The 12,715-nt window shown below is 70.1% G+C and carries 13 protein-coding genes; 6 read left to right on the top strand and 7 right to left on the bottom strand.

The window, feature by feature from the left end; all coding sequences use genetic code 11:
• Nucleotides 1–5 precede the first annotated feature (5 nt).
• Nucleotides 6–566, bottom strand: a complete 561-nt coding sequence (locus ACYVOK_RS15405; RefSeq protein ID WP_460663089.1) for a PH domain-containing protein — start codon at nt 564–566, stop codon at nt 6–8.
• A 91-nt stretch (nt 567–657) separates the two neighbouring features.
• Between ACYVOK_RS15405 and deoC the strand changes: the two genes are divergently transcribed.
• Genes deoC through ACYVOK_RS15385 form a run of 4 tightly spaced genes read left to right on the top strand, consistent with a single transcriptional unit; the run spans nt 658 to nt 4,944 of the window.
• A complete protein-coding gene (gene deoC / locus ACYVOK_RS15400; RefSeq protein ID WP_460663088.1) occupies nt 658–1,614 on the top strand; it encodes a deoxyribose-phosphate aldolase in 957 nt (318 codons plus the stop codon).
• A gap of 2 nt (nt 1,615–1,616) precedes the next feature.
• Entirely contained in the window at nt 1,617–3,053 is a 1,437-nt protein-coding gene (locus ACYVOK_RS15395) for an aldehyde dehydrogenase family protein (protein ID WP_460663087.1), read from the top strand.
• Nucleotides 3,043–3,933: an aldehyde dehydrogenase family protein gene (locus tag ACYVOK_RS15390; protein WP_460663086.1), complete on the top strand. Its 891-nt coding sequence runs from the start codon at nt 3,043–3,045 to the stop codon at nt 3,931–3,933. Before ACYVOK_RS15395 ends, ACYVOK_RS15390 begins: the two co-directional genes overlap by 11 nt.
• Entirely contained in the window at nt 3,934–4,944 is a 1,011-nt protein-coding gene (locus tag ACYVOK_RS15385) for a S66 family peptidase (RefSeq protein ID WP_460663085.1), read from the top strand.
• A gap of 9 nt (nt 4,945–4,953) precedes the next feature.
• On the opposite strand, the gene ACYVOK_RS15380 is transcribed toward ACYVOK_RS15385, so the two are convergent.
• Both ACYVOK_RS15380 and ACYVOK_RS15375 read right to left on the bottom strand, forming a co-directional pair.
• Nucleotides 4,954–5,574: a hypothetical protein gene (locus ACYVOK_RS15380; RefSeq protein WP_460663084.1), complete on the bottom strand. Its 621-nt coding sequence runs from the start codon at nt 5,572–5,574 to the stop codon at nt 4,954–4,956.
• 44 nt (nt 5,575–5,618) lie between these two features.
• Complete coding sequence (locus ACYVOK_RS15375) at nt 5,619–6,638, bottom strand: serine/threonine-protein kinase (protein ID WP_460663083.1); 1,020 nt, start codon at nt 6,636–6,638, stop codon at nt 5,619–5,621.
• 56 nt (nt 6,639–6,694) lie between these two features.
• On the opposite strand from ACYVOK_RS15375, the gene ACYVOK_RS15370 reads away from it, so the two are divergent.
• On the top strand, nt 6,695–7,234 hold the full coding sequence (locus ACYVOK_RS15370) for an RNA polymerase sigma factor (protein WP_460663082.1): 540 nt from the start codon (nt 6,695–6,697) through the stop codon (nt 7,232–7,234).
• Between the two features lie 13 nt (nt 7,235–7,247).
• Here the strand turns inward: ACYVOK_RS15370 and pepN are convergent, their stop codons facing one another.
• The 3 genes from pepN to ACYVOK_RS15355 are packed head-to-tail and all read right to left on the bottom strand — an operon-like array spanning nt 7,248 to nt 11,061.
• Complete coding sequence (gene pepN, locus ACYVOK_RS15365; RefSeq protein WP_460663081.1) at nt 7,248–9,683, bottom strand: aminopeptidase N; 2,436 nt, start codon at nt 9,681–9,683, stop codon at nt 7,248–7,250.
• A 23-nt stretch (nt 9,684–9,706) separates the two neighbouring features.
• Nucleotides 9,707–10,183, bottom strand: coding sequence for a hypothetical protein (locus ACYVOK_RS15360; protein ID WP_460663080.1), 477 nt, complete (start codon nt 10,181–10,183; stop codon nt 9,707–9,709).
• Nucleotides 10,180–11,061 (bottom strand): LysR family transcriptional regulator, encoded by an 882-nt coding sequence (locus ACYVOK_RS15355; protein ID WP_460663079.1) that lies wholly within the window; start codon nt 11,059–11,061, stop codon nt 10,180–10,182. The genes ACYVOK_RS15360 and ACYVOK_RS15355 overlap by 4 nt, the downstream gene beginning before the upstream one ends.
• A gap of 89 nt (nt 11,062–11,150) precedes the next feature.
• Here ACYVOK_RS15355 and ACYVOK_RS15350 point away from each other — a divergent pair, with 89 nt between their 5' ends.
• The gene (locus ACYVOK_RS15350) at nt 11,151–11,888 is read left to right on the top strand and encodes a sulfite exporter TauE/SafE family protein (RefSeq protein ID WP_460663707.1); all 738 of its coding nucleotides are present in this window, start codon (nt 11,151–11,153) and stop codon (nt 11,886–11,888) included.
• Nucleotides 11,889–12,128: 240 nt separating this feature from the next.
• Here the strand turns inward: ACYVOK_RS15350 and ACYVOK_RS15345 are convergent, their stop codons facing one another.
• On the bottom strand, nt 12,129–12,599 hold the full coding sequence (locus ACYVOK_RS15345; protein WP_460663078.1) for a YkvA family protein: 471 nt from the start codon (nt 12,597–12,599) through the stop codon (nt 12,129–12,131).
• Nucleotides 12,600–12,715: the final 116 nt, after the last annotated feature.

The following is a 12,715-nucleotide window of genomic DNA, read 5'->3' as shown; positions in this document are numbered from 1 at the left end:
GGCCGTCAGCGCAACAGCGCGGTCAGTGCGGCGACGACCGCCAGCGCGCCGATGACGGCCAGCTCGGGACGGGCCCAGGTGGTGACCACCTCGCCGTCGGCCCTCTCGCCGTACTGGTCCATGTGGGTCTCGACCCGGTTGACCACGAACTCGGCCCGGGAGATCGAGCTCTCGGGTGAGAGCTTGCGGCCGCCGACCCGCTGCTTCCGCAGGTCGCGCATGACGAGTTGGACGCCGGGTGCGCGGAAGCGGCTGTCCTCGGTGTGCACGCGCAGGATGTCGGTGACGTCGACGCCGGTCACCTTGGCCCACGGGATGGTGTGGTCGCGCAGGTGGTTACGCAGCACGATGTGCTCGGGACTGAGGGTGACCGACGGCCGGATCAGCCCGACGTACGCCAGCACCATCAGGATGCCGATGATGCAGGCGACCATCAGCCCGGTGAGCGTGCGCCACTCCAGCAGGATGTCGAGCAGCCCGGCCAGGCCGATCACGAGCACGACCACACCGGTGATCCGGTTCGAGGCGGACTGATACTGCTCACTCTCGGGTGACTTCTGCTTCACCAGCACAACGTAACCGGCTATCGGTCACCGGCCCACCGCGAAGGTACGGATCGTGACCTGCCCACGGCGGACACGGCTTAGACTGCCGGACGTGACCACACTCGACAGCGGCGTCGACTCGTTGGCCGACGTGACCTCGTCCGAGGACCGGCTGCGCCGGTTCCTGCTCGGCCTGCCGGGCGTCGACCAGGTCGGCGCCGAGGCCCGGGCCGCCACCCTGGCCACCCGGTCGATCAAGACCACCGCCAAGGCGTACGCACTCGACCTGGCGATCCGGATGATCGACCTGACCACGCTGGAGGGCCAGGACACTCCCGGCAAGGTGCGGGCACTGTGCGCGAAGGCGAAGCGCCCCGATCCGGCCGACCCGAGCGCGCCCCAGGTGGCGGCGGTCTGTGTGTACCCGGACCTGGTCGCCACCGCCAAGCACGAGTTGCAGGGCTCGGGGATCAACGTGGCCAGCGTCGCGACCGCCTTCCCCAGCGGGCGTTCCAGCCTGGCGATCAAGGTCCAGGACACCAAGGACGCGGTCGCCGCGGGGGCCGACGAGGTCGACATGGTGATCGACCGTGGCGCCTTCCTGTCCGGGCGGTACGGTCTGGTCTTCGACGAGATCGCCGCGATCCGTGAGGCGGCCGGCGACGCGCACCTGAAGGTGATCCTGGAGACCGGCGAGCTGGTCACCTACGACAACGTCCGGCGGGCGTCCTGGCTGGCGATGCTGGCCGGCGCCGACTTCATCAAGACCTCGACCGGCAAGGTGTCGCCCGCGGCGACGCTGCCGGTGACGCTGGTGATGCTCGAGGCGGTCCGCGACTACCACGAGGACACCGGCCTGCACATCGGCGTCAAGCCGGCCGGCGGCATCCGGACCGCGAAGGACGCGATCAAGTACCTGGTGACGGTCAACGAGACGGCCGGACCCGACTGGCTGGATCCGGAGCTGTTCCGCTTCGGCGCCTCCAGTCTGCTGAACGACCTGCTGATGCAACGCACCAAGCTGGCCACCGGGCACTACCCCGGACCCGACTACTTCACGCTGGACTGAGCATGAGCAGATTCGAGTACGCACCGGCCCCGGAATCGCGGGCCATCGTCGACATCAAGTCGTCGTACGGGCTCTTCGTCAACGGGGCCTTCGTCGAGGCGACGGACGGCAAGCCGTTCAAGACCGTCAGCCCGGCGTCGGAGGAGGTGCTCGCGGAGGTCAGCGAGGCCGGCCCGGCCGACGTCGACAAGGCGGTCCGCGCCGCCCGCAAGGCCTTCGAGAAGGTCTGGGGGCCGATGGCCGGCCGGGACCGGGCGAAGTACCTGTTCCGGATCGCACGGCTGATCCAGGAGCGCTCACGTGAGCTGGCGGTGCTGGAGTCGCTCGACAACGGCAAGCCGATCCGCGAGTCGCGGGACGTCGACATCCCGCTGGTGGCCGCGCACTTCTTCTACTACGCGGGCTGGGCGGACAAGCTCGAGTACGCCGGTGCCGGCGCGGACCCGCGGCCGCTGGGGGTCGCCGGCCAGGTGATCCCGTGGAACTTCCCGATGCTGATGCTGGCGTGGAAGATCGCTCCCGCGCTCGCGGCCGGCAACACCGTCGTCCTCAAGCCGGCCGAGACCACGCCGCTGACCGCGCTCGCGTTCGCGGAGATCTGCCAGCAGGCCGACCTGCCGCCCGGTGTGGTGAACATCGTCACCGGCGCCGGCCGGACCGGTCAGGCGCTGGTCGAGCACCCGGACGTGGACAAGGTCGCGTTCACCGGCTCGACCGAGGTCGGCCGGTCGATCGCCAAGGCGGTCGCCGGGTCGGACAAGAAGGTGACCCTGGAACTCGGCGGCAAGGCCGCGAACATCGTCTTCGAGGACGCGCCGATCGACCAGACCATCGAGGGCATCGTCAACGGCATCTTCTTCAACCAGGGCCACGTCTGCTGCGCGGGTTCGCGGCTGCTGGTCCAGGAGAGCGTGTACGACGAGGTGCTGGCGCGGCTGAAGCGGCGGATGAGCACGCTGCGGGTCGGCGACCCGCTGGACAAGAACACCGACATCGGCGCGATCAACTCCTCGGCCCAGCTGGCCAAGATCCGCGAGCTGTCCCAGATCGGCGAGGACGAGGGCTCCGAGCGCTGGTCGCCGGAGTGCGAGCTGCCGGCGCAGGGCTACTGGTTCCCGCCGACCGTGTTCACCGGGGTGTCGCAGGCGCACCGGATCGCCCGTGAGGAGATCTTCGGCCCGGTGCTGTCGGTGCTCACCTTCCGCACCCCGGCCGAGGCGGTGGAGAAGGCGAACAACACCCCGTTCGGGCTGTCCGCCGGGATCTGGACCGAGAAGGGCTCCCGGATCCTGTGGATGGCGAACCAGTTGCGCGCCGGCGTGGTCTGGGCGAACACGTTCAACCGCTTCGACCCGACCTCGCCGTTCGGCGGGTACAAGGAGTCGGGCTACGGCCGCGAGGGCGGTCGCCACGGTCTGGAGGCCTACCTTGCCCACTAAGGACTCGACCCCCAAGCAGAGCCCGAGGCTCGAGGTGCGCAAGACCTACAAGCTCTACATCGGCGGCGCCTTCCCGCGCAGCGAGTCCGGCCGGTCGTACGTCGTGACCGATGCCAAGGGCAAGTTCCTGGCCAACGCGTCGCAGGCCTCCCGCAAGGACGCCCGGGACGCGGTGGTCGCGGCCCGCAAGGCGTTCCCCGGCTGGTCCGGCAAGACGGCGTACAACCGCGGCCAGGTGCTCTACCGGATCGCCGAGGTGATGGAGGGCCGGCACGAGCAGTTCACCGCCGAGGTCGCCTCGTCGGAGGGCCTGTCGGCGTCGAAGGCCCGCGCGATCGTGGACGCGTCGATCGACCGCTGGGTCTGGTACGCCGGCTGGGCCGACAAGCTGGCCCAGGTGGTCGGATCCAGCAACCCGGTGGCCGGCCCGTACTTCGACTTCTCGTTGCCTGAGGCAACCGGAGTGGTCGCGGTGCTGGCGCCGCAGGACTCCAGCCTGCTCGGGCTGACCAGTGTGATCGCCCCCGCGATCGTCTCCGGCAACACGGTCGTCGCGGTCTCGTCGTACGAGCGTCCGTTACCCGCTGTCACGCTGGGCGAGGTGATGGCGACGTCCGACCTGCCGGGCGGGGTGGTGAACATCCTGACCGGATCCGCGTCCGAGATCGGCCCGTGGCTGGCGTCGCACCTCGACGTCAACGCGATCGACCTGTGCGGTATCGAGGACCCGGACGAGGCCCGTGACCTGGAGGCCGCCGCGGCGGAGAACCTCAAGCGGGTACGCCGTCCCGCCGAGGAGGACTGGTCGGAGTCTCCGGGGCTGTCCCGCCTGACGCAGTACCTGGAACTGAAGACCGTCTGGCACCCGATCGGAGTCTGAATGGTCCAGCCCGGTGACCGGGTGGCGATCGTCTCACCGTCCGGTGGGTTGCCGGAACTCTTCCCGGCGCCGTACCAACTCGGCCTGCGGCGGCTGCGCGACTTCGGGCTCGAGCCGGTGGAGTACCCGACGACGCGCAAGCTCGGCACGACGCCGGAGCAGCGGGCGGCCGACCTGCACGCGGCCTGGTCGGATCCGTCCATCCGCGCGGTGATCGCGACCATCGGCGGCGACGACCAGCTCACCGTCCTGAAGCACCTCGAACCCGACGTGTTCCGGACCAACCCGAAGCCCTTCTTCGGCTACAGCGACAACACGAACCTGCTCAACTTCCTGTACTCGCTGGGTCTTCCGGCGTACCACGGCGGTAGCGTGATGGTGCAGTTCGGTCGCGGCGGCGCGATGCACCCGGACAGCGAGCGTTCGCTGCGGGCCGCGCTGTTCACGCCCGGCGACTTCGAGCTGACCCCGGCCGAGGGCTGGACCGACCACGACCGCGACTGGTCGGATCCGGCGAGCCTCGAGACCGAGCCGCCGCTGTTCCCCGGCTCCGGGTGGACCTGGAGCGGCTCACGACCGGTCAGCGGGCGGCTGTGGGGCGGCTGCCTGGAGATCCTCGACTGGCAGCTGGCCGCGAACCGCTGGATGCTGCCGGTGGAGTCGTACGACGGCGTGCTCTTCCTGGAGACCAGCGAGGAGATGCCGACCTCGGAACAGGTCTACCGGATCCTGCGGAACTTCGGTGAACGCGGGCTGCTCGAGCGCTTCGACGCGGTCCTGTGGGGCCGTCCGAAGTCGTGGTCGCTCACGCAGCGGACCACCCCGGACGAGGCCGTCGCCTACGTCACCGGGCAGTATCTCGCGGTCGACCGGGCCCTCGCCGAGTACAACCCGTCCGCCGTCGTCGTCAAAGGCCTCGACATCGGTCACACCGACCCGCAACTCGTGCTCCCGTACGGCGGCCAGGTGCGCATCGACCCGGCCGCCCAGAAGATCACCGTCACCTACTGATCCGGTGCGCTAGCGGACAACAGTTCGAGTCAACGCCGGGTTCGGGTCGGGGTAGCAGGAGACGGGGGCAGTGATGGTGACGAACTTCCACTTGATCTTGGCCTGCAGCGTCAGACCGGGGTCGTCGTAGCTCGTGCCCTTGAGCCTGGTCTCGATGACCGAGCCGCGGCGGCCGGACTTCAGCCGGACGGACAGCGAAGGAAGCTGGTAGGCGGCACCACCGGGGATCGGCCCGGCCACCTTGATCACGACGACCCCGCGCTCGAGGTGCACGGTCGGTGTGGAGTTGAGACCCGAACCGCCGGTGAGTCCGGCGCTCACGTACGACGAGTTGGCCGGGATCGGCACCCGCAACGACAGGTCCCGGACCTCCTTCAGCGTGAAACCCTTGACCTCACCGGGCAGGGATCCCGGCTTGAGGTCGACGGCGATGGTGAACCGCGTGTTCGGCGGCACGGTGGCCGGTGCCTTCGCGTCGACCACCTGGCGCAGCGACAGCAGATGCCGGCCGAACTTGGTGTCTGCCCGGCAGGCGTAGCTCGCGGTCGGTGGCGCCGCCTCGGCCGCGGTCGCAACCAGCAGCGGCAGTACGGCGACCGCGAGAACCAGGAGACTGCGGTGAGTAGCCATATAGCTACTCTAAGCAGTCAGATGGCTCCACACGTCTACCCGTCTCACCGTCCGAACAGGAACCAGCCACCCACCCCGGCCAAGACGAAGACGAGCGGCAGGGACAGCAGGAACCACGCTCGGCCTCGGCGGCTTCGTCGTACCGGAGGGTCGGTGGCGACGGTGGTCGGCAGGTCGTCGTCGTCGCTGATCTGGGTTCGTTCCAGCGCGCGCAGCGGCGCCTCCTGCTCCAACCGGTAGGCCTCGGCCTCCAGCCGCTCGGCGAGGGTGTCGGCACGCTCCCAGCGGTCGGCCGCGTGGTACGCCAGCGCGCGAGCGAAGATGTCGTCCAGTTGCCCGACCGAGTCGTGCAGCAGCGGGCGCAGGCTCGGCGGCGGCAGGTCCGGGTCGCGGTTGAGAACGTCGGTGATCGAACCCACGGAGTAGGGCGGATGCCCGGTCAGCAGCGCGTAGGTCACCGCGCCGACCGCGTAGATGTCGGCCCGCTCGTCGAAACCACCGTCGCCACGACCCTGCTCGGGCGCCATGTACGCCGGCGTACCGACGGCCTGCGTCAGTCCGGACGCCTCGGCGGCGCGCTTCGCCAGACCGAGGTCGGCCAGCACGATCCGGTGCGTCCCGCCGCCGTCCTCGTCACTCTGGTTCGGCCGGAGCAGCAGGTTGGCCGGCGTGACGTCGCGGTGGACGACACCCTCGCTGTGCAGCGCGGCGACCGCCCGGGCCAGGTCCGCACCCCACCACAACGCGTCGGCCGGGTCCAGCGGGCCGTGGCGCAGGACTTCGGCCAGGGTGCCGCCGCCGACGTAGTCCATCACGAAGTACGGGCGACCGTCGGGCAGCTTGCCGACGTCGAACACGCGGACCACCCGGTCGCTGGCGATCCGGCGCATCAACCGGGCCTCGGACAGGAACCGCTCCCGGACGTCGGCGCGCGACGCCCAGTTGTCCGCGAGCACCTTGACCGCCACGTCAACGTCGAGGTCGTCGTCGTACCCACGCCAGACGGTCGCGAACGCGCCCGCGCCGATCTTGTCCTGCAGCCGGTACCTGCCGATGACATCCATCCGGGCTATTGTCGACCACAGCCCAGCAGTCAGGCGAACAACCACCCTGGGGGAGCATGAACGAGGACCTGGAGCAACTCGCCGCCCGGGCCGCGGCGGGGGACCAGTCCGTGGTGCCGGAACTCCTGCAGGCGATCCGTCCGCAGGTGCAGCGGCGGGTGGCCAAGTTCCTGCCGTACCACGAGGACGCCGAGGAGGCGGTCCAGGACACCCTGCTCCAGGTGGCGAACAAGATCCACACCTTCAAGGGCACCGGCAGCTTCGCCGGCTGGGTCACCGTCGTGGCCACCAACCAGGCCCGGCAGACCTACCGGTCACTCAAGCGGCGCTCGGTGGAGCAGTCCGCCGAGATCCTGCCGGAGGCGGTCGACCCCAGGACGACCTCGGTGATCGCCGGCTCCCGGCTCGACCTGCTGGAAGCCCTCGAGGCGCTGGAGTCGAGCCATCCGCAACTGGTGCAGCCGCTGGTCCTGCGCGACCTCGGGGCGCTGTCGTACGCCGAGATCGCCGACGAACTCGACGTACCGCTGGGAACGGTCAAGGCCCGGATCCACCAGGCCCGCAAAGCGGTGGCCGAGCGGCTGACGGTCCGCTGACCGGACTCGCGGACTAACCGAAAGTACGGCGTACCGCGACGGCCTTGCGCAGGTTGTCGGCGAAGTTGGCCGTCTGCCGGCGGATGCCCGGGGCGACGGTCTCGTCCGCGGCCAGCGCCTCGGCCCGGGCCAGTACGCCGGGCTCGATCACGAACTCCGGCACGATCCGCTGCACGGTGAGCGACACCACCATGCCCGACCTGATCTGCGCCGTCCGGTGGATGTCGGTGAAGAAGCGCTCCACGTACGGCGCGGTGACGTCGGCCTGGCCGGGATGCCAGAAACCCTCCGCCACGGCCAGCAGTTCCTTCACCCCGATGGTCGGATCGGTCATGATCCGGGTCCAGGCGGCTTCCTTCCCGGCCGGCAGTGCGGACCGGCACCGGGCCGCGTGGTTGACCCCCTCGGTCGAGGTGTCCCGGGCCAGCTCCGCGTCGATCTCCACCGCGCCGAACACGTTCAGCCGGACGAGCCGCAGCACCAGGGCCCAGCGCAGATCCGCGTCGATCTCCAGGCCCGGCGGGAGCTGTTCGCCGTCGAGCCAGGCGCTGAGCAGGTCCGCGTCGTTCGTGGTCGCGATGAAGCCGCGTACCGTCGCCAGCTGCAGGCTGCTGCCGGGGTCCGTGGTCGCCAGCTTGTTGCCCAGGGCATCGGCGACGACCGCGCGGGACTCGTCGTACGACAGGTAGCCGCCGAGCACCCGCTCCTCCAGCCAGCGGACCAGCGAGCCGACGGCGATGTCGCTGTCCTCGTGCTGGATCGCGGTGGCGAACAGGCTCAGCGCCTGCCGCGGGTCGAGCTCGGCGTGCGCGGTGGCGTCACGGACCGAGTTCCAGATCACCGCGCGGGTGGTGCCGTCCGCGATCCTCGGCAGGACGGCGGGCAGGTTCGCCAGGCTGGTGGCGTCGAGCCGGATCTTCGCCCAGGTGTCGTCGTCCGCGTCCGGGACCACGACCTCATTGCTCAAGGCAACTTCCACGGTGTCGCCGTCGAGCATCACGTCGACCGTGCCGGACGCGCCCTCGGCGTCGTACCCGCGAACGCTCAGCTTGTGCGGTCGGCGGGACGCGTCCGGGCTGCTGCGGTGCAGGGCGATTCCGGCCGAGGTGCGTTCGGCCGCGATGGTGTCCAGGCCCGAGGTGCGCAGCCACTGCTCCGACCAGTTGTCCAGGTCGCGGGCGCCGGCCTCGGTGAGTTTGGCGATCAACTCGAGCAGGTCGGCGTTCCCGTACTCGTGCGCCTCCAGGTGGGCGTTCACCCCTTTGAGGAACACGTCGTCACCGAGGTACTTCGCGAGTTGCTTGAGCACCGCGGCGCCCTTGGCGTACGAGATCCCGTCGAAGTCGTCGAGCGACTGGCGGGCGTCCTTCAGGCTGTCCGGCGCCACCGGGTGGGTCGAGCTGCTCTGGTCCGTCTGCATTCCCCACCACCGGCGGACGAAGGCGAAGTCGGTCCAGCTGCCGCGGTAGTCGGTCGCGTCCTCGGACACCCGGTGGGCCATGTACTCGGCGAACGACTCGTTCAGCCACATGTCGTTCCACCACTTCATCGTGACCAGGTCGCCGAACCACATGTGCGCCATCTCGTGCACCACGATCCGGGCCCGCGTACTGCGCTCGGCCTCGGTCACCTTGCTGCGGAAGACCAGGTGGTCCGCAAACGTCACGCAGCCCGGGTTCTCCATCGCGCCCAGGTTGAAGTCCGGGACGAACACCTGCCAGTACTCGCCGAACATGTACCGCTGCCGGAACAGCCGGTGGTACTCGTCGAACGCCTGCCCGGTGGTGCGGAACAGGTCCTCGGCGTCCCGATCCAGGTGCTCCGCGAGCGACTGCCGGCAGGCGAGCCCCAGCGGGATGCCGTCGTACTCGCTCCTGATCAGGTGGTACGGGCCGGCGACGATCGTGACGAAGTACGACGCCAGCGGCTTGGTCTCGGCCAGCTCCCACTCCCCCGGGCCGACCTTGGTCGCGGCGCCGTTGCCCAGCACCACCCAGTCCTCAGGAGCCCTCACCGTCACCGTGTACGGCGCCTTCAGGTCGGGCTGGTCGAAACACGGGAAGTACCGCGGCGCGGACTCCAGCGACGACATCCCGTAGGTGTAGACCCGCCCGTCGGCCGCGTCGACGGATCGGACCAGGCCCTCGCCGTCCACGGAGTACCTGAACTCCCCGGTCACCACGACCTCGTTCTCGGCCTGCAGCCCGGTCAGTGGAAACCGGCCCTCCGCCAGCAGACCGGCGTCCAGCGCGGCGCCGTTCAACTCGATCGCGAGCAGCCGGTCGGGCTTCACGTCCACCCAGGTCGAGTCACTCGTCGCCGCGAACCGGATCCGGCTCGTCGTGACGAACGTCTCGCCGGTCCCGGTCAGGTCGAAGTCGACCTGGTACGACCGGACTGCGAGGTCTGCCGCCCGTTGCCGGGCCTCTTCCACTGTCAGTGCACGCATGCCTGCACGCTATCCGAGCCGGGCTACGAACCCGTCAGCTTTTCGCGGACAGCATGCGCACGGCCTCGGTCCCGCTCGTCAAGAGACTCGTCCAGCGCCATCGCGTCCAGCACCTGAAGCAATCGCCCGTCGGCTGCAGGTACGGCGGCCGCCGCGAGCAGGGCCGTCGCACGGACGTCCGCGTCGTCGGTGGCCTCGAGCACCTCCGCGATCAACTCCGCGTCCTCGGCTTCGGCCAGACTCGTGAGCACGTTGAGTGCGCTCAGGTGATCGAACGCAGCCCGGAGTTCCTCGTGACCTGTCAGGGGCGGCCGCGAGAGCACCTGCCGTGCGACCTGCCGCACCTCACCGCCGAGCGGCTCCAGCGGGTTGCCGCCCGACAACCGCGTGTACGACGCGGCCACCTGGTACATGTTCAGCGCCCGGCAGACAGTCGCGACATTGTCGCTGTGGAGCAGCGCACTGAACGCCTGCAGCGGTACGGCCTCGTCAGGGTTCATACCCGCACGCTAGCCGCCGCGTGGAGGTGCGCGGCCAGCAGGTGGGCGGATTCCGCGGCGGTCGCGGAGTAACAGACCAGATGCGCCCGGGTGGACCAGGAGTCCTGGAGTGGGCAGATCTCGACGGCGGTGTTGGCGTCGACCGCACGACGCGGGACGATCGCGAGACCGGCGCCCGCGGTGGCGAGCGTGATCAGGGTGTGCAGGGTCGGGACGAGGGTGCGGTAACGAGGCGCCGGGGCGTGCGGACCGAGGCGGTCGTCCATCCATTGGCTCAGCGGTGACGCGCGGTCGAGACCGACCAGGGGATGCTCGGCGACTTCGGCGTACGCGATCGAGGTACGGCCGGACAGGACGCCGCCGGCCTGACCGATCACGACCAGCGAGTCGTCGGCGAGCGGTTCGGTCCGCAGATCCGTGGGTTCGTCGTCGAGGATGACACCCAGATCGGCCTCGCCCGCGGCGAGCAGGCGCACGCTGCGGATCGTCCGGCGTTCGCTGACGTTGACGTCGTACTCGGGATGGTCGCGCAGGAACGTGGCGAGCGCGGCCGGGACGAGTTGGTGCATCGCGGAGCCGCCGGCGACCAGGCGGATCGGCGCGGTCCGGGAGACGGCGTACGACGCGACGGCGCTGTCCAGCCGGGTGGTTTCGGCCAGGACATCGCGAGCGTGGCGAGCCAGGGTGGCGCCCGCGGGGGTGAGCCGGACACCGCGGCGTTCGCGGATCAGCAGCGGTACGCCGGCCTGCGCTTCGAGAGCTCTGACCCGCGCACTGGCCGAAGGCAGACTCAGGTGCATCACCCGGGCTCCGGCGGTGATCGAGCCTTCTGCTGCGACGTGTGTGAACAGCCGGAGGTCGTCCAGGTCGTACCGCATGAGCTCCAGCCTACGCCTCAGCCTTAGGCTGACTACGGGGATCGCGCATTGTGGAGTGCCGGCCGAGCCGTGATGCTCGAAGCGTGCTGATGATCCTCCTGGCCGGTGTCGCGGCCGGCGCGCTCAACGCGGTCGGCGGCGGCGGGAGCTTCGTGGCACTGTCCGCGCTGGTCGCCGGCGGCATGCCACCGGTCACCGCGAACGCGACCTCGACGGTCGCCCTGCTGCCCGGCAACGCAACCAGCGCGTGGGTCTACCGGCGAGACGTCCACGCCTTCCAGCGGCCGTCGACATTCCGGCTCACCCTGGCCAGTGTGGCCGGCGGGGCACTCGGCGCCGGGTTGCTGTTGTGGTTGCCCTCGGCATCTTTCGACGCGGCACTGCCGTGGTTGCTGGCGTTCGCGACGATCGTGCTCGCGTTCGGCCGGCGGCTCAGCCGGGCGCTGCGGCTCGGCACGCCCGGGCCGGCGGTGATTCTGACCGGACAGTTCGTCCTCGCGATCTACGGCGGGTACTTCGGTGGCGCGGTCGGGCTGATGATGCTGGCGTTCTGGACCGCGACCACGTCACTCGACCCGGCGAGGGGCAACCCGCTGCGGGTGATCCAGGTCGCGGCCGTGTACCTCACCGCCGCGGTCATCTTCCTCTTCGCGGCCGACGTACTGGAGCAGCCGCTGGAGCTCACCGCGCTGCTCGCCGGCGCCGTACTCGGCGGGTACCTCGGCGCACATCTGGTCCGTCGCCTCCCCGCCACAGTCCTGCGCGCCCTCGTCCTCACGACGGCGGTGCTGATGACAGTGGTCTTCTTCGTGCGGGCGTTCCGGTGAACCGTGCTCAGGTCGCGATGGCGTACCAGGCCTGTGAAGTCGCCGACCTCGCCCGGTCGGCGGTCACCCTCCACGACCCGGCCGAGGCCGTCGCCCAGGCCGAGCTCGTGCTGACGTCCGCCCGCCGGCTTCTCGCCGCCGCCACCCGCCTCGCCGAGCCGGGACCTCCCACCGATCCGCTGCAGCTCTTCGCCTGGGAGCACCCCGACGAAGCCGCCGCGGACATCGCCGACTGGCTTGCTACTTCGGCCGGTCGGTCAACTGATCACGCTCATGGCGAAGGTACAAACCCGTCGCCGTCGACACGCTCGTGAGCAGCCAGACCGCCACCCCGGCGTCGTCGGCCACCCCGAGGATCGGCAGCAGCTCCGGCAGGATGTCGATCGGCGACACCAGGTACACCACGGCCAGCCCCCAGAGCGCCATCCGGCTCTTGGGCAACCCCGGATACGTCCCTGCCCGCGCGGCCCGCATCAGCCGCGGCAACGCCCGAGCCCGCTCGAACACATCCCCGATCGGCTCCGGCTCCCCCCGCTCGAGCCGCCTCCGTCGCAACCTCCGCCGCCGTACGACGCCCAGCCCTGCCACCGCCGCACCCACGACCACCAGCCCCACACCGACACCGACGGCCGGCAACCCCGCAACATCAGCATCCCGAAACACCAGGGCCGCCAACCCAATCAGCCCAAGCACCCCACCAAAGACCACCATCCACCAACTCTAAAGCCCACCCCACCCCCACTCCCCGGAACGTGGGCGGTGCGGTGGGTGGGTGGTGCGGTGGGTGGGTGGTGCGGTGGGTGGGTGGGTGGTGCGGTGGGTGGGTG

It is taken from the genome of Kribbella swartbergensis, assembly GCF_054784135.1.
Note: the sequence above shows the minus strand (reverse complement) of the source record. Positions and strands in the feature narration are given on the sequence as shown.